Source organism: Pseudomonas sp. efr-133-TYG-23 (assembly GCF_030209215.1).
Taxonomy (GTDB): Bacteria; Pseudomonadota; Gammaproteobacteria; order Pseudomonadales; family Pseudomonadaceae; genus Aquipseudomonas; species Aquipseudomonas rhodesiae.
The window spans coordinates 82135-106809 of record NZ_JARVSL010000012.1; the positions used below are offsets into that span (position 1 = coordinate 82135).

General features: G+C 58.1%; 23 protein-coding genes, 1 pseudogene and 1 riboswitch. Of the genes and pseudogenes, 12 read left to right on the top strand and 12 right to left on the bottom strand.

All coding sequences use genetic code 11. The annotated features are described in order from the left end of the window. Positions 1-63: 63 nt before the first annotated feature. The 3 genes from QRN41_RS07445 to ahcY form a co-directional block, all read right to left on the bottom strand. Positions 64-855: a substrate-binding periplasmic protein gene (locus QRN41_RS07445; protein ID WP_167417825.1), complete on the bottom strand. Its 792-nt coding sequence runs from the start codon at positions 853-855 to the stop codon at positions 64-66. A 142-nt stretch (positions 856-997) separates the two neighbouring features. Beyond that, positions 998-1843 (bottom strand): methylenetetrahydrofolate reductase [NAD(P)H], encoded by an 846-nt coding sequence (metF, locus tag QRN41_RS07450; protein ID WP_034139906.1) that lies wholly within the window; start codon positions 1841-1843, stop codon positions 998-1000. Positions 1844-2011: 168 nt separating this feature from the next. Further along, the gene (gene ahcY, locus QRN41_RS07455) at positions 2012-3421 is read right to left on the bottom strand and encodes an adenosylhomocysteinase (protein ID WP_034139646.1); all 1410 of its coding nucleotides are present in this window, start codon (positions 3419-3421) and stop codon (positions 2012-2014) included. 21 nt (positions 3422-3442) lie between these two features. Continuing rightward, positions 3443-3549: riboswitch (S-adenosyl-L-homocysteine riboswitch) on the bottom strand. Positions 3550-3725: 176 nt separating this feature from the next. Between ahcY and QRN41_RS07460 the strand changes: the two genes are divergently transcribed. The 4 genes from QRN41_RS07460 (at position 3726) to QRN41_RS07475 (ending at position 7606) form a co-directional block, all read left to right on the top strand. Further along, positions 3726-4130, top strand: a complete 405-nt coding sequence (locus QRN41_RS07460) for an acyl-CoA thioesterase (RefSeq protein ID WP_034139645.1) — start codon at positions 3726-3728, stop codon at positions 4128-4130. A gap of 101 nt (positions 4131-4231) precedes the next feature. Then, positions 4232-6139 (top strand): patatin-like phospholipase family protein, encoded by a 1908-nt coding sequence (locus QRN41_RS07465; RefSeq protein WP_167417824.1) that lies wholly within the window; start codon positions 4232-4234, stop codon positions 6137-6139. A gap of 71 nt (positions 6140-6210) precedes the next feature. Next, positions 6211-7098 (top strand): formate/nitrite transporter family protein, encoded by an 888-nt coding sequence (locus QRN41_RS07470; RefSeq protein WP_167417823.1) that lies wholly within the window; start codon positions 6211-6213, stop codon positions 7096-7098. Between the two features lie 121 nt (positions 7099-7219). After that, complete coding sequence (locus QRN41_RS07475) at positions 7220-7606, top strand: MAPEG family protein (protein ID WP_034101230.1); 387 nt, start codon at positions 7220-7222, stop codon at positions 7604-7606. Positions 7607-7671: 65 nt separating this feature from the next. On the opposite strand, the gene mltA is transcribed toward QRN41_RS07475, so the two are convergent. Continuing rightward, positions 7672-8868: a murein transglycosylase A gene (mltA, locus tag QRN41_RS07480; RefSeq protein WP_034115341.1), complete on the bottom strand. Its 1197-nt coding sequence runs from the start codon at positions 8866-8868 to the stop codon at positions 7672-7674. A gap of 129 nt (positions 8869-8997) precedes the next feature. On the opposite strand from mltA, the gene QRN41_RS07485 reads away from it, so the two are divergent. After that, positions 8998-9447, top strand: a complete 450-nt coding sequence (locus QRN41_RS07485) for a c-type cytochrome (protein ID WP_167417822.1) — start codon at positions 8998-9000, stop codon at positions 9445-9447. A gap of 6 nt (positions 9448-9453) precedes the next feature. On the opposite strand, the gene QRN41_RS07490 is transcribed toward QRN41_RS07485, so the two are convergent. The 5 genes from QRN41_RS07490 to QRN41_RS07510 all read right to left on the bottom strand — a co-directional run bounded on the left by QRN41_RS07490 (position 9454) and on the right by QRN41_RS07510 (position 14448). Beyond that, positions 9454-9849, bottom strand: coding sequence for a DUF1090 domain-containing protein (locus QRN41_RS07490; protein ID WP_034115340.1), 396 nt, complete (start codon positions 9847-9849; stop codon positions 9454-9456). A 66-nt stretch (positions 9850-9915) separates the two neighbouring features. Beyond that, positions 9916-11580: an NAD-dependent DNA ligase LigB gene (gene ligB / locus QRN41_RS07495; RefSeq protein WP_167417821.1), complete on the bottom strand. Its 1665-nt coding sequence runs from the start codon at positions 11578-11580 to the stop codon at positions 9916-9918. A gap of 95 nt (positions 11581-11675) precedes the next feature. Then, positions 11676-12026 carry a DUF1090 family protein gene (locus QRN41_RS07500; RefSeq protein ID WP_034101224.1) on the bottom strand — a complete coding sequence of 117 codons (351 nt, stop codon included), beginning with the start codon at positions 12024-12026 and terminating at the stop codon, positions 11676-11678. Between the two features lie 216 nt (positions 12027-12242). After that, positions 12243-13433, bottom strand: coding sequence for a methionine adenosyltransferase (metK, locus tag QRN41_RS07505; RefSeq protein ID WP_034115338.1), 1191 nt, complete (start codon positions 13431-13433; stop codon positions 12243-12245). A gap of 19 nt (positions 13434-13452) precedes the next feature. Beyond that, positions 13453-14448, bottom strand: a complete 996-nt coding sequence (locus QRN41_RS07510; protein WP_034139640.1) for an ArsR/SmtB family transcription factor — start codon at positions 14446-14448, stop codon at positions 13453-13455. A gap of 257 nt (positions 14449-14705) precedes the next feature. On the opposite strand from QRN41_RS07510, the gene tkt reads away from it, so the two are divergent. The 6 genes from tkt (at position 14706) to fba (ending at position 21068) form a co-directional block, all read left to right on the top strand. Further along, positions 14706-16703, top strand: coding sequence for a transketolase (gene tkt, locus QRN41_RS07515; protein WP_123479291.1), 1998 nt, complete (start codon positions 14706-14708; stop codon positions 16701-16703). 139 nt (positions 16704-16842) lie between these two features. After that, entirely contained in the window at positions 16843-17898 is a 1056-nt protein-coding gene (gene epd / locus QRN41_RS07520) for an erythrose-4-phosphate dehydrogenase (RefSeq protein WP_040267040.1), read from the top strand. A 17-nt stretch (positions 17899-17915) separates the two neighbouring features. Beyond that, on the top strand, positions 17916-19079 hold the full coding sequence (locus QRN41_RS07525) for a phosphoglycerate kinase (protein ID WP_034101219.1): 1164 nt from the start codon (positions 17916-17918) through the stop codon (positions 19077-19079). A 29-nt stretch (positions 19080-19108) separates the two neighbouring features. Then, entirely contained in the window at positions 19109-19336 is a 228-nt protein-coding gene (locus QRN41_RS07530) for a lipoprotein (protein ID WP_034101218.1), read from the top strand. A gap of 61 nt (positions 19337-19397) precedes the next feature. Next, positions 19398-19730, top strand: a complete 333-nt coding sequence (locus tag QRN41_RS07535) for an MliC family protein (protein ID WP_285421416.1) — start codon at positions 19398-19400, stop codon at positions 19728-19730. Positions 19731-20003: 273 nt separating this feature from the next. Continuing rightward, positions 20004-21068, top strand: coding sequence for a class II fructose-bisphosphate aldolase (gene fba, locus QRN41_RS07540; protein ID WP_003177554.1), 1065 nt, complete (start codon positions 20004-20006; stop codon positions 21066-21068). Between the two features lie 112 nt (positions 21069-21180). Here the strand turns inward: fba and QRN41_RS07545 are convergent, their stop codons facing one another. Both QRN41_RS07545 and QRN41_RS07550 read right to left on the bottom strand, forming a co-directional pair. Then, positions 21181-22455, bottom strand: a complete 1275-nt coding sequence (locus QRN41_RS07545) for an MFS transporter (RefSeq protein ID WP_350310305.1) — start codon at positions 22453-22455, stop codon at positions 21181-21183. Next, positions 22382-22780, bottom strand: a pseudogene (locus QRN41_RS07550) (carbamoyltransferase C-terminal domain-containing protein); the annotation flags it as partial. The pseudogene QRN41_RS07550 and the gene QRN41_RS07545, both read right to left, overlap by 74 nt. 586 nt (positions 22781-23366) lie before the next feature. On the opposite strand from QRN41_RS07550, the gene QRN41_RS07555 reads away from it, so the two are divergent. Further along, complete coding sequence (locus tag QRN41_RS07555; protein WP_167417819.1) at positions 23367-23813, top strand: DUF3757 domain-containing protein; 447 nt, start codon at positions 23367-23369, stop codon at positions 23811-23813. Positions 23814-23873: 60 nt separating this feature from the next. Here QRN41_RS07555 and QRN41_RS07560 read toward each other — a convergent pair whose 3' ends face one another. After that, positions 23874-24539, bottom strand: coding sequence for a polysaccharide lyase family 7 protein (locus QRN41_RS07560; protein ID WP_034101214.1), 666 nt, complete (start codon positions 24537-24539; stop codon positions 23874-23876). Positions 24540-24675: the final 136 nt, after the last annotated feature.

Genomic DNA, 24675 nt, shown 5'->3' on the forward strand with positions numbered 1-24675 from the left:
CTTTTTCAAGACCTCAGCGGCCGGGCGTAAGCCTGGCGGAAAGGCCGGAGTATAACAGAGCAATCACGGCGCGCCGCTTTCCTGCTGCTCAACGGTGCGTTCTGCAGCTGCAATACTTGGAATTCCGCCGTAACGTGCGCTCAAGGCGGCGTAGCCTGGCTCTTGTTTGAAGCGCTTTAATTCGGCGGCAAAACGCTGCACCAGCAGGTCCATGCCCGCGCCACGGCGTACGGCCAGAAACTGCGGTTGGCGGCTGACCACCAGCGGCGCCTGGCTGACCTTGCCCTCCAGGCCCAATGTCTTGATCAGATGCTGGCCGACCCGGCGATCAGTGATCAGTAGATCGATACGCCCCAGCAGCAATTTGCCGAAGTTCGCCTCGTGACTGGGCGCGGGTTCGCGGTTGAACAGCGCCGAATCGCTGAATTCAGCGCCGTACAGATAGCCCGGCGAGGTGCCCACTGTCAGCCCGCGCAGGTCACCTAGATGCTGCGCCGGGTGGGGGCGCTCGTTGGCATAGAACAGCACGAAGTCCACGTCCGACAGCGGTTCGCTGGGGTACAGCAACTGGGCGTCGCGCTCCTGGCTGTGGAAAATATCCAACGCGCCGTCGGCGCTGCCTTGATCGAGCATGACCAGGCAGCGTTTCCAAGGCAGAAATTGCCACTGCACCTCAATCCCCAGGCGCTGGAACACGATAACGGTGGTTTCATAGTCCAGCCCGTACATGGCGCCCTGGTCTTCATACACATAAGGCGCCCACGGCTCGGTGACAATGCGCAGCTTCTCGCCATAAGCGGCCAGGCTCAGGCAAGTGAAAAGCGCAGCGGTCAACAACTTGAGAAGGGCGTGCATGCCCTGAGGTTACGACGCCATCGCGTTAAAGAGAAGCTCTGGCATGGGGGTTGGGTTTACAACGGGTGGATCGAGTAGGAGCACACACCCTTCAAAAAAAGGCCCCCGTAGTACGGAGGCCTATTTGCTGCTTGGAATGACTTCAGCGTGGCAGCTTCAGGTTATTCCAGATGGCGAGGCTGGGTTCAGCCTGGTTAAGGGTATAGAAGTGCAACCCTGGTGCGCCGCCTTGTAACAAGCGTTCGCACATTTCGGTAATAACGTGCTCACCGAACGCCTGGATGCTCTTGACGTCGTCGCCATAGGCTTCCAGTTGCTTGCGAACCCAGCGTGGGATCTCTGCGCCGCAAGCGTCGGAGAAACGCGCCAATTTGCTGTAGTTAGTGATCGGCATGATGCCCGGCACGATTGGGATATCTACACCCAGAGCCCGTACACGCTCGACAAAGTAGAAGTAGCTGTCAGCGTTGAAGAAGTACTGGGTGATCGCGCTGTTGGCGCCGGAGTTAGCCTTACGCACGAAATTCTGCAAATCGTCTTCGAAATTACGTGCTTGTGGATGCATCTCCGGGTAAGCAGCTACTTCGATATGGAAGTGATCACCGCTTTCTTCACGGATGAAACTCACCAAGTCATTGGCGTGGCGCAGCTCACCGCTGGCCATACCCATACCGGACGGCAAATCGCCACGCAGGGCGACGATGCGCTTGATCCCGGCGTCTTTGTACTGGGTCAGCAGGCCGCGCAGGTCGGCCTTGCTGTCGCCCACACACGACAAGTGCGGTGCGGCGGGAATATTGACCTGGCTTTCCAGCTGCAACACGGTGTTGATCGTGCGGTCGCGGGTCGAGCCGCCGGCACCGTAGGTGCAGGAGAAAAAGTCGGGTTGGTAGCTGGCCAATTGCGCGGCAGTGGCCATCAGTTTTTCATGCCCAGCATCGGTCTTGGTCGGGAAGAACTCGAAGCTGTAGCGACGGTCTTGGGACATGGAGGGGGTCTCCAGCTGCAAGTTGCGAGCTTCAAGTTGCAAGAGGGCGGTGTGCCTGTCTTGCAGCATGAAGCTCTCAACCCACAACTGCTTAAAGAGCAAGGAAGTAGCAAGCCTTCACACAAACGCTTTTACTTGCCGCTTGTAGCTGAAAGCTTGCCGCTGCTGTCAGTACCTATACGCGTGCGGCTTGAACGGACCTTCGACAGTCACGCCGATGTAATCGGCTTGGGTCTTGGTCAGCTTGGTCACCACGCCGCCGAAGCCGCGAACCATTTCCAGGGCCACTTCTTCGTCGAGTTTCTTAGGCAGTACTTCCACGGTCAGGCGCTCGGCTTTCTGGGCAGGCGACAGATCGGCGTACTTTTGTTCAAACAGGAAGATCTGTGCCAGCACCTGGTTGGCGAAGGAGCCGTCCATGATGCGGCTTGGGTGGCCGGTGGCGTTGCCCAGGTTAACCAGGCGGCCTTCGGCCAGCAGGATCAGGTAATCGTCATTCTGTGGATCGAAATCCCCAGCGCCGGTACGGTGAACCTTGTGCACTTGAGGTTTTACTTCTTCCCACGCCCAGTTCTTGCGCATGAAAGCGGTGTCGATCTCGTTGTCGAAGTGACCGATGTTGCACACCACGGCGCGCTTTTTCAGGGCCTTGAGCATGTTGGCATCGCAGACATTCACGTTACCGGTGGTGGTGACGATCAGGTCGATCTTGCCCAGCAGGGCTTTGTCGATGCTGGCTTCGCTGCCGTCGTTGACGCCGTCGATGAATGGCGAAACCACTTCGAAACCGTCCATGCAGGCCTGCATGGCGCAGATCGGGTCGACTTCGGACACTTTAACGATCATGCCTTCCTGACGCAGGGACTGGGACGAACCCTTGCCCACGTCACCGTAACCGATCACCAGGGCTTGCTTGCCCGACAGCAGGTGGTCGGTGCCGCGCTTGATGGCGTCGTTGAGGCTGTGACGGCAGCCGTACTTGTTGTCGTTCTTGCTCTTGGTTACCGAGTCGTTGACGTTGATGGCCGGGATTTTCAGCTCGCCCTTGGCCAGCATGTCCAGCAGGCGGTGTACGCCGGTGGTGGTTTCTTCGGTCACGCCATGGACGCGATCGAGGATCTGCGGGTATTTCTTGTGCAGCAGCTCGGTCAGGTCGCCGCCGTCGTCAAGGATCATGTTGGCATCCCAAGGTGCGCCATCCTTGAGGATGGTTTGCTCCAGGCACCACTCGTATTCCTCTTCGGTCTCGCCTTTCCAGGCGAACACCGGAATACCGGCAGCAGCGATAGCGGCGGCGGCCTGGTCTTGAGTCGAGAAGATGTTGCAGGACGACCAACGCACTTCGGCACCCAGGGCAACCAGGGTTTCGATCAGCACGGCGGTCTGAATGGTCATGTGGATGCAGCCGAGAATCTTCGCGCCTTTGAGCGGTTGCTCGGCGGCGTACTTGCGACGCAGGCCCATCAGGGCAGGCATTTCGGATTCGGCGATAAAGGTTTCGCGACGGCCCCAGGCAGCGAGGGACATATCGGCGACTTTGTAGTCGGTGAAATCTGCAGGCGTGTTGACAGCGCTCATGAAGAGCCTCCATTCGTAGTGTGCGAATGGGCGCCGTTGTGCGTTTAGTATCAGGCCAGGGCAACCAGGCCGGACAACGCCCCATCCGAGCCTGACAGGTTGAACCTGCTGCAGCGCCCCTCGGACAGGTGGCGGGAAAACGGCAGTAGCCGTTCGGAATCGGGGGCGATTATAGCTTTCTTTGGTTGGCTGGTGGCAAGCGACAAGCTACAAGCGGCAAGTAAGAGCGAATCGGCTTTTAACTTGCAGCTTGTCGCTTAAAACTTGAAGCTGGCGTCTCTCAAACACCTCGGAGTCCGCCCCCATGAACTTCCACACCCGCAAATGGGTAAAGCCTGAAGACCTCAACCCCAATGGCACACTGTTCGGTGGCAGCCTGCTGCGCTGGATCGACGAAGAAGCCGCGATCTATGCGATTGTCCAGTTGGGTAACCAGCGGGTCGTCACCAAGTACATCTCCGAAATCAACTTTGTCAGCGCCTCGCGCCAGGGCGACATCATTGAGTTGGGTATCACCGCCACTGAATTCGGTCGCACCTCGATTACCCTGACCTGTGAAGTGCGCAACAAGATCACCCGCAAAAGCATCCTCACCGTGGAAAAAATGGTATTCGTCAACCTGGGCGAAGACGGGTTGCCGGCGCCCCATGGGCGGACCGAGATCAAGTACGTGAAGGATCAGTTCAAGGACGACACGCTTCCCCAGTAACGCCTTGGCAGCCATCAGTTAGGTTACTGAATTATTCCGTATGGACCTTTCTGCGGACTCTGCTCACTCAGGGTTACAACTGAAGTGAAAGGAGTCCGTATATGAAAGTGTCCAGCTCGGCCGTCCAGCATCAAGCAACATGGCCCGCAAACTTGGTTCGGCATGCTGATGTGCCGTTAGTCGAGGGGGCAGGTCCGCGCAAGCTGGATATCTATCGCGATGCCAGCGGGCGGGTGGATGTGTTTTTATCGCCCGCTGCACCTGAGCATCTTGTACTCAGCGGCGGCGGCGCCAAAGGCGTTGCCTTCTCGGGCATGATGCGGGCGCTTGAAGACACTGGGAAGCTGCAAGATATCAGGGTGGTTTCCGGCTCTTCAGCCGGGGCGATTTCCGGCGTGCTGATTGCCAGTGGATTGGGGGGCGATGCGTTCGACTTACTACTGGACCGTATCGACTTGCCCAGCCTGCTCAACAGTCAGGACCCTGTAACGGCTTGGTTGCAAAACGCCAGTTCTGCACTGGGCAATGTTACTCGTCACTTGCCGGGCGGCGGCATTTCCCAATTGCTCTTGACTCTGATACCGCGTCTGCAGACTGAGGCGCCTGCATTGCAAGCGATGTTGCGCGACCAGGCACGCCAATCGATTCTCACCCATGTTGCCGACACGCCCAGGTCTACCCGGCCTGCCGAACTGATGAAGATTGCCGACCGGCTGAGCGCTGGAAGCGACCCTACGTTCGCCGACCTCGCCACCTTGAGTCGCCATATCCCTGCTATCAAGCAACTCAATATCACCGGCACCGGCATGTTCGACGGCCGCCCTCAATTGGTGGTGTTCAACGCCGATTTGACCCCGGACATGGATATCGCTCGCGCCGCACATATCTCAGGGGCATTGCCTGTGCTGTTCAAGAGCCCGCTTGAGCAGGGGCATGCGTTCCAGGCAGCCACTGACGTCAGCGCTTTTCAGGACGGCGGACTGCTGGTCAACGTCCCGGCACCGGGTGTGATTGAGCGTTCGTTTCCAGAAAGCCCTCTGAGCAAAGACAGGTCGCTGATTGTTCAATTCGAATCCGAACAACCGGCGGAGCCAACGAGGGCCGGCGGACTTTTCAGTCATCTGGTCGATACCTTCACCGGAACCTCACACACGGCTGCTGACGCCTATCAAAATGACCGGCTCATTGCGCTTGCCGATCAGACGGTGACATTACCCATGAATACCGTCGAAGGTGACTTTCGTGGCATGCACGGTACTGTCAATTTCACCATGACGCCTGCACAGAAAGACCACCTGCAGGACCAAGCGTACCAAACAGTGGCGGCCCACCTCGAAAAGCGCGCTACGATCCGTGAGCATCACCACTTCGCCACGTTGGAACAGGCGGTTCTGGCGATGGATGATGAAATGCTGGCCAGTGTGCAAGACTCGCTCAAGAACGAGCCCGCGGCCATGGATGTCGTGCGTTTTCGCAAGGAGGCGCAGCAGGCGCTGCACCAACTGGACAGTGCGATTTGCGAGGCTAATCAATCGAGCAATACCCTGACGCTCACACCGAAATTGGCTAGCGCTGTGCGCAACCTGGATGCACTTGCCTGTCGTCCGGAGCATGTTGAATGGTTGTCACGGCACCTTAACGTGTCGGGGCAGCGCAATTTTCAGCAACTTTTGCAAGTGTGTGCCAAGGGCGGACTGGATGACACACCTCTATCCAAGGTCATGAGAGCGGCAGTTATTGAAATGGGCAAGCGCGATATCGCGGTGAAGGCCGAGCGCTTCATCCGAGAAGTCATTTATCCCTCGCAATACCGCCTGGGCCAGCCAGATAGCAATGTCAACCTGTTGCAGCAAGCGGCCCGCGAATTGGCCAAGGCAACCACGCCAGCCGAGTTCAACCAAGTGCTCGACGGCATCATTCGCAATTACAGGGCGCGCAACAAACCTTGGCGTGAGCCGAGCAGCGCCACGACGATAGAGATGGCCAAAGCCTGGCGTATACCGGTTTAGTTGCCTGGCCACTGAACAGCCACTGTCACGGCGTGTCGTAGCTACAGGCATCCCTTGGACTCTGGTAAATCATGGCCACACACGAAGACGGTAAAACTCCGAACCTGTCGCAGGAAGAGCAGCAGGATGTCGACGAGAACCAACCACCCCGCGCGGCGGTGCTGCACGAAATCATCCGCACCCAAGGCGATCAGGAACTGGAGCGCAGCGTCGCCGCCCTATGGTGGTCGGCGCTGGCCGCCGGCCTGACCATGGGGTTGTCGTTGATGGCCATGGGATTGCTCAATTCGCGCCTGCCCGACGGTGAGGCGTTCAAGGTCATCGCCAGCTTCGGCTACTGCGCAGGTTTCCTCGCAGTGATCCTGGCGCGCCAGCAACTGTTTACGGAAAACACCCTGACCGCCGTGCTGCCGGTGATGAGCAAGCCGACTTTGGCCAATGCCGGGCGCTTGTTGCGGCTGTGGTCGGTGGTGCTGGTGGGTAACCTGTGCGGCACCTTGCTGGTGGCCTACGTGATGCTGCACTTGCCGATTTTCGACACCAAGACCGATCAGGCCTTCCTGGAGATCGGCCGCAAGGTCATGGAAAACGACGCCGGCCAGATGTTCGCCAAGGGCATCGTCTCGGGCTGGATGATTGCCACCATGGTGTGGATGATCCCGTCGATGGAAAGCGCCAAGATGTGGATCATCATTGTGATCACCTACCTGATGGCCCTGGGGGATTTCACGCACATCGTCGTGGGCTCGGCAGAGGTTTCGTACCTAGTGTTTGCCGGCGAACTGTCGTGGCATGACTTCTGGCTAGTGTTTGCCGGCCCAACCCTGGCCGGCAATATCATCGGTGGCAGCTTTATCTTCGCATTGATCAGCCATGCGCAGATTCGCAGCGAGAGCAGCCTGCCAAACAAAAAAGCTGCGGACCCGCGACATCCGCAGCGTATCGACAAAAATCAGTGAACCTCGGGCAATCGTGCGATAGAACCTTTCGGTGTGCCATGGCTCATAGCGGATACGTGCGGTTTTGCGTATGTAGTGCTAGAACTCTAATCGCTGCATAAAACGACAAAAGGAATAAGTCATGACAGTCGCTTTCTGGTGTGTGTTGATCGCCATTTTTTTGCCGTACTTGTGCACGGGGGTGGCCAAGTTCAGTGGGGGCAAGTTCGGGTTGCGCCACAACCATGACCCGCGGGCTTTTCTGGAGGGCCTGGACGGTGTGGCCAAGCGTGCCCACAGCGCGCAGCTCAACGGTTTTGAGGTCACCCCGGCATTCGCGGCGGCGGTGATTATCGCCCATCTGGCGGGTACGGCCGAATTGGTGACCATTAACGTGCTGGCGGTGCTGTTTATCACCAGCCGTCTGCTGTACATCATTTGCTACCTGGCGGACTGGGCGATCCTGCGTTCGCTGGTGTGGGCGGTGGGGATGGCGTTGATCGCGAGTTTCTTCTTCGTCTCGATCTGAGGCGCGGCGCCGCTGCCCAATGTGGGAGAGGTGTGTTCCCTCCCTCATTGGGCTTTCAGCGTTGGTCAGGTGCCGGTGGGCGCGTCCGGCACTTGCGGCAACGTTGCGCCCTTGGGCCATAGCATCCAGATCTGGCCCTGCTGTTTCATATTCCCCGCTAACTCACCCGCAGCATCGCCGGTGCCCCAAAACAGGTCCGCACGCACTTCGCCAGTGATGGCGCCACCGGTGTCCTGGGCGGCGACCGGGCGGGCAATCGGCGAACCGTCTGGCTTGGTGGTCGACAGCCACAACAGGCTGCCCAACGGAATCACCTTACGATCCACCGCCACGCTGTAGCCGGCGGTCAGCGGCACATTCAGCGAGCCCCGTGGGCCTTCGTTGCTGTCGGGGCGGGCGCTGAAGAACACATAGCTGGGGTTGCTTGCCAACAGTTCCGGAATGCGTTGCGGGTGAGCCTTGGCCCAGGCGCTGATGGCACCCATGCTGACCTCTTCTTTCTTCAGTTCACCCTGTTCCACCAGCCAGCGGCCGATAGGGCGGTAGGGGTAGCCGTTCTGGTCGCCGTAACCCACGCGCAATTGGCGCCCGCCTTTGAGTTGGATGCGCCCCGAACCCTGGATCTGCAGGAATTGCAGGTCCATCGGGTCGGTGAGCCAGGCGATCGGCTTGGCGCTGGAGCCCTGGCCGTTGATCACACTGGCATCGTCATACGGTTTGAGCACGCGGCCTTCCAGGCGACCACGCAGGCGCTTGCCTTTGAGTTCGGGGTAAATGCTCTCCAGATTGACGATGATCAGATCATCCGGCACCCCGTAGACCGGCACGTGAGCAGTGGCGGTCTTGGTCAGGCTGCCGGGGTAGACCGGCTCGTAATAGCCGGTGATCAAGCCGTTGGGCGTGTTGTCCGCCGAGCGCAGGCCGAAAACGTCCAGGCGCTCCTTGAGAAAACCGCGCACTGCCGGCGCATCGGCCGGGACCGTAGCCGCTGCGGCGCAGGTCGCGCCCCAGACCGGGTCGGCCTTGAGGCGTTGGCAGGCGCTACGCCAGGCTTCGAAACCGGCCATTAAGTCGTTGTCGGACACCACCGGCAAGGCTTCCCACGGAGTATTCACGTAGGTGGCGACGGCGTGAGGTTTGACGGTTTCATCTTTGCCGACTTCTTTGCCTGTGTCCTTGCCAGCGTCGCAGCCGGCCAGCAGCGCGATGAGGGGTAGAGCCCACGCCAGACGGCGGCTCCAGGGTTTCAATGTGATAGTCATCCAAGCAATTCCTGAAGCGATCACCCACGCCGAAGCGGCGCTGGGCAACCCTTATTATTAATAGGGCTATTGGTCTTTGCGGACGGGGCGAGGATACTGGCCGCCGTTTCCCGTGACCTTGAAGCCATCATGACTTTTAAAAGACTGACCGTTGTATTGCTGGCCTGCCTGACTTTGTCCGCCTGTGGCGGAGTGGATCCGAATTCGCCTCTGGGTCAGCGCAAGGCGATCTTCAAACAGATGCTCAAGACCAGCGAAGACTTGGGCGGCATGTTGCGTGGGCGTATCCCGTTCGATGGCGCGAAGTTCGCCGAAGGCGCGGCCAAACTCGATACGTTGGCCCACGAACCGTGGCGGCACTTTCCGAGCGTACGTGAAGAAGATCACACCAGCGCCAAGGACGACGTGTGGCAAAAGCAGGCGCAGTTCCAGCAACTGGCGCGCGACCTGGAAGCGGCCACCGGTGAATTGGTGATCGCCAGCCAGGTTCAGCCTTACAAGGCCAACAACCTCGGGCCTGCGGTGCAGAAAGTCGAAGATGCCTGCAGTGCCTGCCATAAACAGTTCCGGGACCATTGATCGGTATTACTGGTCGAGTTCTTCCACTGCGTTCTGCAACTCTTTGCGTGACTCGGCCAGCTTGTCTTTGCGCTTGTTGATCTTGTCTGGGTCGCCCTTTTTCATGGCCTTGTCGAGGTCGGCCTGACGACGGCTGACTTCATGCTTGGCGTCGAGCACCTTGTTCTCCCGCTCTTTTTTCAGGGTGGCGTCGTTGCAATGGGCGGTGACTTCGCTCAGGGCTTTTTCCAGGCCGGCTTGCTGTTCGCTGTTGCCGTGGGCCTTGGCTTGCTCGATCTGGGTGCTGATGGCTTGGCGCTTGGCGGCGCAGCCGGTGAGGGGTTCTGCATCATCGGCCGCCAGCAACGGCGTGGTCATCAGGCTTGCGACAATCGATAAGGCAAATGGGGCTAAACATTTCATAGGGAACTCCTGGATCGCAAATGGCAGGATGAATTCTGCCGACTGTTAAAGCGGTGTCTGGCGGGTTCAGAACCCGTCTATCCCGGCCGCATGTAGTGTTTCCGCCAAGACCCGCACCTGCGGGTCGTGAAAAAAAGCGCTCAATTGCGCCGCTCGACCCGGCCCGATGCCATCTTCGGCCATCCAGGCTTGGGTGTCGCGGGCGACCAGCGTGTGCCAGTCACCCTTGAGGTTGTTGCGTGCCACAGGCGGGACGCCCAAGGCTTTGAGCCATTGCGCAAAGGGCCGTTGTCGAGCGCGGTGGAGGCTGTCGAGCACCCGCGTGCGGCTTTGCTCACCAAAGCCATCAATGTTAGCAAGCTGCGCCGCATCCAGGGTTAACCAATCGAGAAAGCCTGCGATTAGACCGGCCTGGATCAATACGTTCCAGGTCTCGCGGCCCATATGAGGTAGCGCCAGGCCCTGGTTGCCGCTGAGCCAGGTCAGGCGCGCGAGCAATTGCTCTTCGCAGCCTGGGTCCAGTTGCCAGCAACTCAAAGCGTGAAAGTCCTGTGGATTGGGGACGGCCAAGGCGACTCGGTTGGGGTTGCGCAGGATGACTTGGTCCAACCGCGGAATGATCTGGCCCGCAAGGGTGATGGACACTTGGTCGCCGGGGCGAATATCCAAGGTTTGCCAGCGCTTCAGGGAGCCAGCGCTGACCCGTTTGATCTGCCGGTCGTCCAGCCGCACCGGTTCCAACTCCAGGAGGGGAGTGATCCGCCCGGTGCGACCGATCTTGAATCGCACCTGGCGCACCAGGGCCAGCGCCTTGGTGGCCGGATATTTCCAGGCTACGGCCCAGTAAGGCGTGCTGACTTGCCAGCGTTCGGCGGGCGCGCGCGATGCCTGATGCAACACGACCCCATCACTGGCAAAGGGCAGCGCATGGTTATACCAATAGGTGCGCCAGTGCGCGGCTTCGTCGAGGCTCTGGACGGGGTGACTGTAGCGCTGGCTGTCCGTGAAGCCCCAGCGCGCCAGGGTCGCCAGACGCTCGCTGAACCCAGAAGGGGTATCGGGCCAGGCCCAGACGAACAGGCCAATACCTGCGGCGTCGGCGTCGCTCAACTGGCGGCGGTTCATCAGCCCGGCCACCTTGCTGCGAGCATTCAGCCCGCCCTGTAGCGATTGCACATGGGCATCCAGGCGCCAATAGAGTTCACCTTGCAACACCAGGTCGATGGGGTCTGGCAACTGCTGGACAATTCCGGGAATCTTGCGCGCAGACGCCGACCAGTCCTGGCCAAGCACTCCATCGCCACGGCTGATCACCTGCGCCAGCCGACCCTTGCGATAAACCAGGGTCACCGCGACGCCATCTACCTTGGGTTGAACCCACACGTCCTGCCGCGTCGCCAGCCAGGCCCCGACTGCTTGTTCGTCCAAGAGTTTTTCCAGGCCGGTGTGAGCGACCGGGTGGCGCAAGGTGCCGCGTGAACTGGCCAGCGGCCGGTCGGGTGGAGCAGTGGGGGAAGGGAAGCATTGGCGCCAATGAGCCAGACGTTGGCGGGCTTGATCGTAGAGCTCGTCGCTGACGGGGGATTGGCCGAGGCGGTGGTAACGGTCGTCCCACACGCGTACCTGTTCGGCCAGGGCATCGACCTGATGACGGGCTTCGTCGGGGCAGCCCTCGGCCAAGGCCCCAAAGGTTAACGCGCTGAGTAAAAGAGCAATCAAAAAACGCATCATGAGCATCCTTGCTCGGAAGGGGCGCCTAGCCTAAATGATCGGTTTGCCCACAAAAAAGCCCCGACAGTGCGGGGCTTTTTACCGGGTGTTTCTGTTTACTTGAACAGACCGCCCAGGGCTTTCACTGCATCGTTCTTATCCGCTTTGGCCGCCTGGTTTTGCTGCTTGGCGTCGGCCTTGGCCTGGGACTCAGCCAATTTGTTGCAACCTTTGTTGACCTGTTCCAGCGCGGCTTCAAACGCACGCACTTTCAACACGTCGTTCTGGGCGTTGGCCGCATCGATCTTGGCCTGCAGGTCGTTGGCTTGCTTCTGGCAGTCGCCGGCATTGCCGCCACCTGTATGTGCGCCCAGGACGCTGCTCAGTGCGCTCAGATCGGCGGTGTGGGCCGGCAGGGCGAACAAGCTGAGCAGAAGGGCGGCGGGGGCGAGCGTGGAGATGCGCATGAAAAACCTCAATGTTCGATTGCCGCGCCGGGTGATCCCGGACTGGCGCAAGGCAATATCCAAATAGGGTGGGGGCCCGAGAGGGCGCGGATTCTAGAGAGCCATTATTTTGCCTGCAAGGTTGGGAGCCAAAAAATGTGAACGCCCGCCCGATTCATCGGGCAATAAAAAGCCCTGCCGGGCGGACCGGGCAGGGCTGTTTGAGTAGCGCGACTGTTACAGGCCGGCGGCGGTACGCAGGTCGTTGGCGCGGTCGGTTTTTTCCCAGGTGAAGGTGGTGAAGGTGTCATCGCCGACAGTCTTCTGCTCAGGCGTACGACCGAAGTGGCCGTAGGCTGCGGTCTCCTGGTACATCGGGTGCAGCAGGTCAAGCATGGTGGTGATCGCGTAGGGGCGCAGGTCGAAGACTTCACGCACCAGTTTGACGATCTTGTCATCGCTGATCTTGCCGGTGCCGAAGGTATTCAGCGAGATCGACGTAGGCTGAGCCACGCCGATAGCGTAAGAAACCTGAATTTCGCAACGTTCGGCCAGGCCGGCGGCCACGATATTCTTGGCCACGTAACGACCGGCGTAGGCGGCCGAACGGTCCACTTTGGACGGGTCTTTGCCGGAGAACGCACCACCGCCGTGGCGGGCCATGCCGCCGTAGCTGTCGACGATGATCTTGCGACCGGTCAGGCCGCAGTCGCCCACTGGGCCGCCGATGATGAACTGGCCAGTCGGGTTGATGTGGAACTGGGTGTCCTTGCTCAGCAGTTCGGCCGGCAGTACATGCTTGACGATCAGTTCCATCACGCCTTCGCGCAGGTCGGCGTAGGACACATCCGGGTTGTGCTGAGTCGACAGCACCACCGCGTCGATGCCGACGACTTTACCGCCTTCGTAACGGCAGGTTACCTGGGACTTGGCGTCCGGACGCAGCCACGGCAGCAGGCCGGATTTACGGGCTTCGGCCTGGCGCTTGACCAACTGGTGGGAGAAGGTGATCGGGGCCGGCATCAGCACGTCGGTTTCGTTGCTGGCGTAGCCGAACATCAGGCCCTGGTCGCCTGCGCCCTGGTCTTCCGGTTTGGCGCGGTCGACACCCTGGTTGATGTCGGGCGACTGCTTGCCAATGATGTTCATCACGCCGCAGGTGGCGCCGTCAAAGCCGACGTCGGAGCTGTTGTAGCCGATGTCGGTGATCACGTCGCGGACCAGTTGCTCCAGGTCGACCCAGGCGGAGGTGGTCACTTCGCCGGCGATGATCGCTACACCGGTTTTCACCAGGGTCTCGCACGCCACGCGGGCGAACTTGTCTTCAGCGATGATGGCGTCCAGCACCGCATCAGAAATCTGGTCGGCGATTTTGTCCGGATGCCCTTCAGACACGGACTCGGAGGTGAAAAGGGAGTATTCGCTCATCTCGATGTTTTCCTGATATTTACCGATGGTGAGTGTCGCCAGCCGGTCGCTGAAAGTGGCGGACCTGGATCTGGAAACCATTACGTAAACCTACATAGAGGCTTTCCCCGGGAACGAGTCCCGCAGCGGTGGCCCAACGGGCCAGATCGTCCTGTTCAAAACCCAACCAGAGATCACCGCAGGCCTCCCTGGCCCAACTCTGGTTGTGGCTGCATAAATCCGTCACCAGCAGGCTGCCGCCGGGGTGCAGTAACCCGGCCATTTGCTTGAGGGCGTCGGCGGGGGCGGCGAAATGGTGCAAGACCATGTTCAGCACCACGCAGTCGGCCCGCAGGCTGCTGTCTTTCAAGGCGTCGGCCAACTGCAGGTTGACGTTGCCCAAGGCTTCTCGCTCGCAGAGCTGGCGCGCCAGCTCCAGCATTGCCGGGCTGTTGTCCAGCGCCGTGACTTGCTGAAAGCGGCGTGCCAGCTCCGGCAGAAAACCGCCGTCGCCGGGGCCGACTTCCAGTGCCGTGGCCTCTTCACTGAAGCTCAGCTTGTCCAACAACGCCAGCACGCTGTCACGGTACTGCGGTAAACCGGCAATCAAATCCTGCTGGGCGCGAAACTTCTCGGCGACCCGTGCGAAAAAGTCCTGACTGGCCGCGGCACGTTGCCCGTGGACCTGGCCGATACGTGCCTGGACATCGTTCGGCAGGCTCAGGTTGTCCACTTCCTCCAGCAGGGCGGCGTGCAGCTTGCCGCCGAGCAGGTCGGTGTGGGGCAGGGCGCGGCGGTAAAAAATCGCATTGCCTTCGCGGCGGGTGGCGACCAATTCGGCCTGGGACAGCACCTTTAAGTGATGGCTCATGCCCGATTGGCCGATGGCGAAAATCTGCGCCAGTTCCAGCACCCCGAAAGAATCGTTGGTCAGGGCCCGTAAAACGTTCAGGCGCAAGGGGTCGCCGGCGGCTTTGCACAAAGCGGCCAGCTCTTCACCATCGTCGGGACGCAGGGAGGGCACAGATAGGTTCATAAGGCCAGCAGTCTAGTGGTGGGGCAGAGCGCTCGCAAGGTCAATATCAAAAAGTTTTGATATTGATCGATAAGTGGCGGTTATAAGCAGTCGCTATAACCTTTAGACGAACACATGAAAGGTTTGCGCAGACGATTACCGCGCAAACCACAGGAAAAACCGCCTCAAGTGACTATCTGTCATTGCCCGCAGGCGGTGGCTGAGGGAAAATGCCGGTCCTTTTTTCCGTTTCTTTCTATATCCGCAGGAGAACAGCGATGCCCAGCCGTCGTGAGCGTGCCAACGCCATTCGTGCCCTCAGCATGGATGCCGTGCAAAAAGCCAACAGCGGCCATCCCGGTGCCCCGATGGGCATGGCGGATATCGCCGAAGTGCTTTGGCGTGACTACCTGAAACACAACCCGAACAACCCATCGTTCGCCGACCGTGACCGTTTCGTGCTGTCCAACGGCCATGGCTCGATGCTGATCTATTCGCTGCTGCACCTGACCGGCTACGACGTCACCATCGACGACCTCAAGAGCTTCCGCCAGCTGCACAGCCGCACGCCGGGCCACCCGGAATTCGGCTACACCCCAGGCGTCGAGACCACCACCGGGCCGCTGGGCCAAGGCCTGGCCAACGCCGTGGGTTTCGCCCTGGCTGAAAAAGTGCTGGGCGCGCAGTTCAACCGCCCTGGCCACGACATCGTCGATCACCACACCTATGTGTTCCTGGGTGATGGTTGCATGATGGAAGGCATTTCCCACGAAGTCGCGTCCCTGGCCGGCACCCTGGGCCTGGGCAAGCTGATCGCCTTCTACGATGACAACGGCATCTCCATCGACGGCGAAGTCGAAGGCTGGTTCACCGATGACACCCCGAAGCGTTTCGAAGCCTACAACTGGCAGGTGATCCGCAACGTCGACGGTCACGACCCGGAAGAGATCAAAACCGCGATCGACACCGCCCGCAAGAGCGCGCAGCCAACCCTGATCTGCTGCAAGACCACCATCGGTTTCGGCTCGCCGAACAAGCAAGGCAAGGAAGACTGCCACGGCGCTCCACTGGGTGACGCGGAAATCGCCCTGACCCGCGAAGCGCTGAAGTGGAACCACGGCCCGTTCGAAATCCCGGCTGACATCTACGCCGAATGGGATGCCAAGGAAAAAGGCCTGGCCACCGAAGCCGAGTGGGACCAGCGTTTCGCTGCCTACTCCGCCGAATTCCCGGAACTGGCCAACGAGCTGGTCCGCCGCCTGGCCGGTGATCTACCTGCTGACTTCTCGGAAAAGGCATCTGCCTACATCGCCGAAGTTGCGGCCAAGGGCGAGACCATCGCCAGCCGTAAAGCCAGCCAGAACACCCTGAACGCCTTTGGCCCGCTGCTGCCGGAGTTCCTCGGTGGTTCGGCCGACCTGGCCGGGTCCAACCTGACCCTGTGGAAAGGCTGCAAAGGTGTCACGGCCGAAGACGCCAGCGGCAACTACATGTACTACGGCGTGCGCGAGTTCGGCATGAGCGCCATCATGAACGGCGTGTCCTTGCACGGTGGTCTGGTGCCTTACGGCGCAACCTTCCTGATGTTCATGGAATACGCCCGCAACGCCGTGCGCATGGCCGCGCTGATGAAGAAGCGCGTTATCCATGTGTACACCCACGACTCCATCGGTCTGGGCGAAGACGGCCCGACGCACCAGCCGGTCGAACAACTGACCAGCCTGCGTACCACGCCGAACCTGGATTGCTGGCGCCCAGCCGACGCGGTGGAATCCGCCGTGGCCTGGAAACACGCCATCGAGCGTAAGGACGGCCCTACGGCGCTGATCTTCTCCCGTCAGAACCTGCAGCACCAGGCGCGCACCGACGCGCAGATCGCCGACATCAGCCGTGGCGGTTACGTGCTCAAGGACTGCGTGGGCGAGCCGGAGCTGATCCTGATCTCCACCGGTTCCGAAGTGGGCCTGGCGGTTCAGGCGTACGACAAGCTGACCGAGCAGGGCCGCAACGTGCGCGTTGTATCCATGCCGTGCACCAGCGTGTTCGAAGCCCAGGACGCCGGCTACAAGCAATCGGTGCTGCCGTTGCAGGTCAGCGCGCGTATCGCCATCGAGGCGGCACACGCCGACTACTGGTACAAGTACGTGGGCCTGGAAGGCCGCGTGATCGGCATGACCACCTACGGTGAGTCGGCGCCGGCGCCAGCCTTGTTCGAAGAGTTTGGCTTCACCCTGGAAAACATCCTGGGTCAGGCTGAAGAGCTGCTGGAAGACTAAGTCAGTCTGCGTTGTCTGTACTGGCGCTATCGCGGGCAAGCCCGCTCCTACATTGGATCGCGATCTGAAGGTGGGAGCGGGCTTGCCCGCGATGGCGTCGGAACATTCAACACTGAGCGAACTATTGATCGAGAGCCCCATGCCCCAAACGCGTCCCTACAAAGTTGCACTCAACGGCTACGGCCGCATTGGTCGTTGCGTCTTGCGTGCTCTGTTCGAGCGAGGGGCGGCAGCCGGGTTCGAGATTGTTGCCATCAACGATTTGGCCGACATGGCCAGCATCGAATACCTGACACGCTTTGACTCCACCCATGGCCGATTCCCCGGCGAAGTGCGGGTCGACGGCGATTGTCTGCATATCAATGGCAACTGCGTGAAAGTCCTGCGCAGTGCCACCCCCGAGGGCATCGACTGGGCGGCGCTGGACGTCGACCTGGTGTTGGAATGTTCCGGTGCCTATAACACCCGCGCCGATGGCCAGCGGTTTCTCGACGCCGGCGCGCCGCGTGTGCTGTTTTCCCAGCCGATGGCCAGCGAGGCGGATGTCGACGCCACCATCGTCTATGGCATCAACCAGGATTGCCTGACTGGCGATGAGCGGTTGGTGTCCAATGCGTCCTGTACCACCAACTGCAGCGTGCCGTTGTTGCGCCTGCTGGATCAGGCGATCGGCCTGGATTATGTGTCGATTACCACGATCCACTCGGCCATGAACGACCAGCCGGTGATCGACGCTTACCACCACGAAGACCTGCGCCGCACGCGGTCGGCGTTCCAGTCAGTGATTCCGGTGTCTACCGGCCTGGCGCGCGGCATCGAACGCTTGCTGCCGGAACTTGCCGGGCGAATCCAGGCCAAAGCCGTACGTGTGCCGACGGTGAACGTGTCTTGCCTGGATATCACCATGCAAACCGTCAGCGACACCGATGCCGTGGAGGTCAACCGGATCCTGCGCGAGGCCGCCACCGGCGGTCCGCTCAAAGGTTTGCTGGCCTACACCGAGTTGCCCCACGCCAGTTGCGATTTCAACCATGACCCGCATTCGGCGATTGTCGATGCCAGCCAGACCCGCGTTTCCGGCCCGAGGCTGGTGAACATCTTGGCCTGGTTCGATAACGAATGGGGTTTTGCCAATCGAATGCTGGATGTTGCGGAACATTATCTGCACATCGCCTCTAAACAACCTCAACAGTAATTCAGGAACTGCGACCCATGACCGTGTTGAAGATGACCGACCTCGATCTGCAAGGTAAGCGCGTACTGATTCGCGAAGACCTCAACGTCCCAGTCAAGGACGGTGTTGTCACCAGCGATGCGCGAATCCTGGCCTCGCTGCCGACCATCAAGCTGGCCCTGGAAAAAGGCGCGGCCGTGATGGTCTGCTCCCATCTGGGTCGTCCGACCGAAGGTGAGTTCTCCGCTGAAAACAGCCTCAAGCCGGTAGCCGATTACCTGAGCAAGGCCCTGGGCCGTGAAGTGCCGCTGGTGGCTGACTACCTGGGCGGCGTTGACGTGAAGGCCGGCGATATCGTGCTGTTCGAAAACGTGCGCTTCAACAAAGGCGAGAAAAAGAACAGCGACGAACTGGCCCAGCAATATGCTGCGCTGTGCGATGTGTTCGTCATGGACGCCTTCGGCACCGCTCACCGCGCCGAAGGTTCGACCCACGGCGTGGCCAAGTTCGCCAAGGTTGCGGCTGCCGGCCCTCTGTTGGCCGCTGAGCTGGAAGCCCTGGGCAAGGCCCTGGGCGCGCCGGCACAGCCGATGGCCGCCATCGTGGCGGGCTCCAAGGTGTCCACCAAGTTGGACGTACTTAACAGCCTCAGCCAGATCTGCAATCAGTTGATCGTCGGCGGCGGCATCGCCAACACTTTCCTGGCCGCAGCTGGCCACCCGGTGGGCAAGTCCCTGTACGAGCCGGATCTGCTCGACACCGCCCGCGCCATCGCCGCCAAAGTCAGCGTGCCGTTGCCGGTGGATGTGGTCGTGGCCAAGGAATTCGCCGAAAGCGCCGAAGCTACCGTCAAGCTGATCGCTGACGTAGCCGCCGATGACATGATTCTGGATATCGGCCCGCAAACCGCGGCTAACTTCGCTGAGTTGTTGAAGGCCTCCAAGACCATTCTGTGGAACGGTCCGGTCGGCGTGTTCGAGTTCGACCAGTTCGGCAACGGCACCAAGGTGCTGGCCAAGGCCATCGCCGACAGCTCGGCATTCTCCATTGCCGGTGGCGGCGACACCCTGGCGGCCATCGATAAATATGGCGTGGCTGACCAAATCTCCTACATTTCTACCGGTGGTGGCGCATTCCTCGAATTCGTCGAAGGCAAAGTGCTGCCGGCCGTTGAAGTGCTGGAAACCCGAGCCAAGGGTTAAGGCTCGTGATCCGGAAAAGGAGCATTCCTATGATCAAGTCATTGGCACTGGTGTTCGCGGCGGGCCTGCTGGCCGGCTGCGGCAGCGCGCCCACTGCGGCGTCGACGCCCGAACAGCCTGCGGCGCAGCAGAAACAGAGCTGCTACCAGGCTGACTGGCAGGCTGAAACCATGCCGGTGATCAACAAGCGCATCGGCAATGAACGGCTGGAGAAATACGACTCCGCGCCCAACGGTCAGGAACAGGGTTGCCCTTGACGGGTCTGATCAACTAACCGACAGCAGTGGCGGCCTTTGGGTCGCCGTTCGAGGATTGGCAATGAAAGGCGTTTTCGCCCTGGCGGCACTGGCTCTGTTGGCCGGTTGCAGCAGCATCAACATGTTCAATAAGGCAGGCCCTGCCGATAAGTGGACCACTTGGACTTGCGACAGCAAGGCCGAGGTCAACTGGCGCTTTGCCAATGCGGCCCGCAGCGAGGTGGATGTGCGCCTCGGCGGTTCCGACCAGGTCTACCGCCTTAAACAGGAGGTTGCCGCCTCGGGCGTGCTGTACAGCAACGACCAACTGGCGTTTCACACCAAAGGTGAGGAAGGCCTGGTTTACTGGGTCGCCACCGACGATTTGATCGGGCGTGGCTGCAAGGCCCAATAAGATTTCAAATTTGGTGAGATCCAATGTGGGAGGGGGCTTGCCCCCGATAGCGGTTTTTCAGCACACCCATGTGCTGGCTGATCCACTGTCATCGGGGGCAAGCCCCCTCCCACATTAAATCCGGCTCCAAAGTGGCATAGGTTGTGGGTCGGACACAGCAATAACGATTCAGCATGCCAGGCCCATAACGCCTGGCCTGCAATAACTTGAATAGCAGCCGCCGCTACGGCAGGCTTGCACGATTAACGACCCTCGACCGGGAGAGACAACACAATGGCACTTATCAGCATGCGTCAAATGCTGGACCACGCAGCCGAGTTCGGCTATGGCGTCCCAGCCTTTAACGTCAACAACCTTGAGCAGATGCGCGCCATCATGGAAGCCGCTGACAAGACCGACTCCCCAGTGATCGTCCAGGCTTCGGCCGGTGCCCGCAAATACGCTGGCGCACCGTTCCTGCGTCACCTGATCCTGGCCGCGATCGAAGAATTCCCGCACATCCCGGTGTGCATGCACCAGGACCACGGCACCAGCCCTGACGTGTGCCAGCGCTCCATCCAACTGGGCTTCAGCTCGGTCATGATGGACGGCTCCCTCGGCGAAGACGGCAAGACCCCAACCGACTACGAATACAACGTCCGCGTTACCCAGCAAACCGTGGCCATGGCCCACGCTTGCGGTGTTTCGGTGGAAGGCGAGTTGGGCTGCCTGGGTTCCCTGGAAACCGGCATGGCTGGTGAAGAAGACGGCATCGGCGCCGAAGGCGTGCTGGATCACAGCCAAATGCTGACCGACCCGGAAGAAGCGGCTGACTTCGTGAAAAAGACCCAGGTCGACGCCCTGGCCATCGCCATCGGCACCAGCCACGGCGCCTACAAGTTCACCAAGCCGCCGACCGGCGACGTACTGGCCATCGACCGTATCAAGGAAATCCACAAGCGCATCCCTAACACCCACCTGGTGATGCACGGTTCTTCCTCGGTACCGCAGGAATGGCTGGCGATCATCAACCAGTACGGCGGCGACATCAAAGAAACCTACGGCGTACCGGTTGAAGAAATCGTCGAAGGCATCAAGTACGGCGTGCGCAAAGTCAACATCGACACCGACCTGCGCCTGGCCTCCACCGGCGCAATGCGTCGCCTGATGGCCACCAACCCGAGCGAATTCGACCCACGCAAATTCTTCGGCGCCACCGTCACCGCGATGCGTGATGTGTGTATCGCTCGTTACGAAGCATTTGGTACTGCGGGCAATGCGTCGAAGATCAAGCCGATCTCGTTGGAAGCCATGTACCAGCGTTACTTGAAAGGTGAGTTGAACGCTAAGGTGAACTAAGCCTCAGGCGTTTAAAAAGAAGCCCGCAGTGATGCGGGCTTTTTCTTGTTGAGATTTGGCTAGGTGGGTTCGCAAGACAGGAGATTCACGGAATGAACTTTTTGATTCTGCACTAGCTGACAGGTGTGTGCGCTTGTTTTTTTTGCAAGTATAAATAGACCATAACGGACGCCGACGCAGTTAGAAATGCCATGCCTGCTGCCACAATAAAAGGTGCTGGGCGACCACCCGCGATTATTAGCATTGTTCCTAAAGAGGGGCCCGTTATCACGCACAGTATTTGAATGCTTCTAAATGATAGGGATATTCTTCCAATATTGTCTGTAGGACATAATTGCTGAAGAATTATATTTGAAGATATTATGAGCGTCTCATAGCCGAAGCCATTCAAAAACCAAACTATTGGATAAAAATAGGCTCTTCCAGGTATTTGAAAAAATACTAAAATTGCGGTCAGGATTAATGCTGTAGAGAAAATAAGTAATGCGCCTGACCGAAGAAGAGTTTCATCGAAGTTTCTCAATTTAAATTTCATCATCAATGCGGCACATATCGCACCTCCTGCCGTCGCTGATACGATTATTGAAAAATTGACTGGAGGTAAACCTTCATACGCCAGAAAAGACGCCAAATGTGGGTCATAAATACCTAAAGCCAACGATGTAAGCAGGGAGTACAAAAAGCCTATGCGTAGTTGAAAAGGTAAGGCGTTGAATATAGATAGTCCTCTTATTATATCGAGATAAAGTGGTAAGGCTTTGATGGAGCTGGCCTTCATTTGCGTTCGGAGTGACAGGCAAATAGACCTCAGGAGTGGAAAGGTTAATAAAACTGCGGTAGCCGAGAAAAAGAATAAATCTTTAGGTGATAATACTGCCGCTAACACGCCTGCAAGTAAAGGTGCAAGAATTTTTGACGATTGATCAAATAAACTTACGTGGCTGAAAAAAGATTTGTGCTCATCAGCATGTATCAATTGCCGAACAAGAATGGTTATTGATGGAAGGTAAAATAAGGTTGACATGCCTTTGAATATGACGAAAAGCAAAAAGCTGTTAAGGTCTGGAGACACTGCTAGCCCTAAAGTAGACAGTATGCGGAGTGAAGCGCCGGATACTAGTGTTTTCCTTACATCATATCGATCTATCAGCGATCCTATAATCGGACCTAGAAACAACATAGGCGCACCCAGGCAAAAAGCCAGGAACGCTATCGAAGAAGGAGAGGCATGCCATAGATAAACGGGAACCGTGAAAATTAAAAAAATATCGAGCCACAGTGAGAAACTGGATAGCGCTTGCACGCAAATAAGCTTACTTGACGTTTTCATTATGACGGTCTGAATGCAGAAAAAGCGTATCTTCAAATACGAAGCCATCCAGTTCATTTTCACTGGCGAATCGATACAAGTCGCTTAGTCTATTTATAAAGCCGCATCCGTTGAAATTTAAAGAGGTGTTACAAAGTACGCCGACTCCTGATACGGCATGATAGGTGCTGAGTAATTGGTGCATACGAATATTCTGTAATTTATTGACTGATTGCGGACGCGCTGAGTTATCGACGTGTGTCACCGCCGGTATGCTAGCTGAGATAACTTTGCGAAATTCCAGCATGAAGGGTGAGGGGTCAGGGGGATAGAAGTATTCAGCCATACATTCTTCTAAACATATCGGAGCTATAGGGCGAAACCCTTCGCGTTTCTTGATTTTGTTTAATCTAACGAGATTTTCTCTGTCTTAATAGAAAAGTGAGGGGCTGGTATGCATCGTTTGACTGATTGTTGAACGTAGGTTCTATAATTACACGTTTCATATATAGTTCCCCAGTGTTATTGCATTCGCAGATTGGCGATGCACTCAAACCGTATGAAGGTTTATTTTGATTGTCAATGTGTTTTTTTCAGCTGTATTATTTTTAGCTAAGTTCTTGTTTGTTTTTTTGTATGAGCTTGTCGGGTTATTCTGATTGATATTTCCTACATTTCGCGCTACCGCTGATTTTTGAAAATATTAAGCAATACGCAGTTATGTAATATTTGGTTGCATATGTGCGAAAGATCTGATTGTCGTTGTGATTCACATAGTCTTCTTTGTGGCTTAATTTCGAGAGCTTGATCGGAGAAACCGAGCCCCTACCAGGCTCATTAATGGGGGCGGTGTGCTGACCTATCATTAGGTTATCTATGGGTTTGTGGTTATTTCGAATTCATCTATAAGACTGTCAAAGTTTACAGTGTCATCGATTGCGGTTTGTTCTCATTATTGGGCTATCAATCCAGTAAAGGAGTACGCGGTCATGACACTTTCAAAGTGCTTGAAAATGGGTGCAGCAATCGGTGCTTTTATGCTTATAGGGCAGGTATACGGAGTGGAGTTTAATTGCCCTGAGGTCTCGACCATCAAGGCTGTCAGTCGCCAGTTTGCGGATCAGAGCGGTGTTTGGAAGGGTGAGCAGAACATGGAAGACAGTTCTATTACAGCCGCATTTAAGTTCCAAGGTGCAGCCATCAAACAAGGTACAGATAGTGAGACCAGCCACGCTTATTACTATGTGGCTTGTAATTACGTCGGAGCAGGAAGTGACGACTACTTGAGAATGGCCCAGAGATTCGTTTCGTCTCCCGTGGCACAGGGCTCTAATTGGAATGAGAACAACGAATGTATCCAGAGCAGTGTTTCTAAATGCGCCTTTAACGTAATGAATTCAAAAGGACCTGCTCCGATTAAATTGCCTGTGCAATAAGCAGGTGAAAAGCCCCTCGCAAATGTGGGGGCCGAGCAAAGCCGGCTCCCACAGAATCCTTTACTCGTGATCAATATCTAGCTTGTCGAACGTCACCTTCGCTCCTTCCTTGCTATCCCCGCTGTTGTCCTGCACATAAGCGCCGGCCTTGAAGTACAGCGGCTTGGCGCCCCAGGCGGCGCCAATGCGTTCGTTCCATTCGCCATCGGCGGCGTAGACGCTCAGCAGTCCGGCCTTGTTGAGGTTGATCACGTAGGTGAAGCTCTTTTCCAGCGGTACGTTGGAGGCCACGGTGATCACGCGGCTCTCCTCTTCGTCCGGACGCATGCGCACTTTGGCGACGATGTTGCCGGTCTGGGTTTTTTCCTTGAATTGATACTCAAGTTTGATCAGCGGTTTCTGGCTCTCATACGCGTGGATTTGGCCAATCACGATTTTGCCAGTGGAAGGCACCTGGTTGACGGTGAGGGTGGCGCGTAGGAAGTTGTCGGCGTCGGGGTAGGTCCAGTTACGCAGGCGTCCATCGGCGTAGGTTTCGCGCAGTTCGCTGCGGGGGTAGATGGCGTTTTCGGTGCGGGTACCAGTGACGGGTGTCCAGAATTGCACATTGCTGCCTTCGGCCTGGAAATATTGGTCGTTGAAGCCGCTGAGCAGTTTCGGGGTTTCGATGGTCGCGGGGGGCGAGCCGACCGGAATGCTCAGGTTCCAAGTAGAGAGGTCGATCATGGCATTGGCCTTTTACGGGGGGTGAAAGCTCTGGCACGGGGCCTTAAACGTTCTTTATAGGCGGTGGCTGTCCAATTGTTAAACAATCGATGGCAGTTTATTGGCGTCAACGGAATGTCAAAATGCCATGTTTCCC

Excerpts from the sequence above, each read along its gene's own strand:
- QRN41_RS07445 (WP_167417825.1), bottom strand. The coding sequence starts at position 855 with ATGCACGCCCTTCTCAAGTTGTTGACCGCTGCGCTTTTCACTTGCCTG.
- metF (WP_034139906.1), bottom strand. The coding sequence starts at position 1,843 with ATGTCCCAAGACCGTCGCTACAGCTTCGAGTTCTTCCCGACCAAGACC.
- ahcY (WP_034139646.1), bottom strand. The coding sequence starts at position 3,421 with ATGAGCGCTGTCAACACGCCTGCAGATTTCACCGACTACAAAGTCGCC.
- QRN41_RS07460 (WP_034139645.1), top strand. The coding sequence starts at position 3,726 with ATGAACTTCCACACCCGCAAATGGGTAAAGCCTGAAGACCTCAACCCC.
- QRN41_RS07465 (WP_167417824.1), top strand. The coding sequence starts at position 4,232 with ATGAAAGTGTCCAGCTCGGCCGTCCAGCATCAAGCAACATGGCCCGCA.
- QRN41_RS07470 (WP_167417823.1), top strand. The coding sequence starts at position 6,211 with ATGGCCACACACGAAGACGGTAAAACTCCGAACCTGTCGCAGGAAGAG.
- QRN41_RS07475 (WP_034101230.1), top strand. The coding sequence starts at position 7,220 with ATGACAGTCGCTTTCTGGTGTGTGTTGATCGCCATTTTTTTGCCGTAC.
- mltA (WP_034115341.1), bottom strand. The coding sequence starts at position 8,868 with ATGACTATCACATTGAAACCCTGGAGCCGCCGTCTGGCGTGGGCTCTA.
- QRN41_RS07485 (WP_167417822.1), top strand. The coding sequence starts at position 8,998 with ATGACTTTTAAAAGACTGACCGTTGTATTGCTGGCCTGCCTGACTTTG.
- QRN41_RS07490 (WP_034115340.1), bottom strand. The coding sequence starts at position 9,849 with ATGAAATGTTTAGCCCCATTTGCCTTATCGATTGTCGCAAGCCTGATG.
- ligB (WP_167417821.1), bottom strand. The coding sequence starts at position 11,580 with ATGATGCGTTTTTTGATTGCTCTTTTACTCAGCGCGTTAACCTTTGGG.
- QRN41_RS07500 (WP_034101224.1), bottom strand. The coding sequence starts at position 12,026 with ATGCGCATCTCCACGCTCGCCCCCGCCGCCCTTCTGCTCAGCTTGTTC.
- metK (WP_034115338.1), bottom strand. The coding sequence starts at position 13,433 with ATGAGCGAATACTCCCTTTTCACCTCCGAGTCCGTGTCTGAAGGGCAT.
- QRN41_RS07510 (WP_034139640.1), bottom strand. The coding sequence starts at position 14,448 with ATGAACCTATCTGTGCCCTCCCTGCGTCCCGACGATGGTGAAGAGCTG.
- tkt (WP_123479291.1), top strand. The coding sequence starts at position 14,706 with ATGCCCAGCCGTCGTGAGCGTGCCAACGCCATTCGTGCCCTCAGCATG.
- epd (WP_040267040.1), top strand. The coding sequence starts at position 16,843 with ATGCCCCAAACGCGTCCCTACAAAGTTGCACTCAACGGCTACGGCCGC.
- QRN41_RS07525 (WP_034101219.1), top strand. The coding sequence starts at position 17,916 with ATGACCGTGTTGAAGATGACCGACCTCGATCTGCAAGGTAAGCGCGTA.
- QRN41_RS07530 (WP_034101218.1), top strand. The coding sequence starts at position 19,109 with ATGATCAAGTCATTGGCACTGGTGTTCGCGGCGGGCCTGCTGGCCGGC.
- QRN41_RS07535 (WP_285421416.1), top strand. The coding sequence starts at position 19,398 with ATGAAAGGCGTTTTCGCCCTGGCGGCACTGGCTCTGTTGGCCGGTTGC.
- fba (WP_003177554.1), top strand. The coding sequence starts at position 20,004 with ATGGCACTTATCAGCATGCGTCAAATGCTGGACCACGCAGCCGAGTTC.
- QRN41_RS07545 (WP_350310305.1), bottom strand. The coding sequence starts at position 22,455 with ATGAACTGGATGGCTTCGTATTTGAAGATACGCTTTTTCTGCATTCAG.
- QRN41_RS07555 (WP_167417819.1), top strand. The coding sequence starts at position 23,367 with ATGACACTTTCAAAGTGCTTGAAAATGGGTGCAGCAATCGGTGCTTTT.
- QRN41_RS07560 (WP_034101214.1), bottom strand. The coding sequence starts at position 24,539 with ATGATCGACCTCTCTACTTGGAACCTGAGCATTCCGGTCGGCTCGCCC.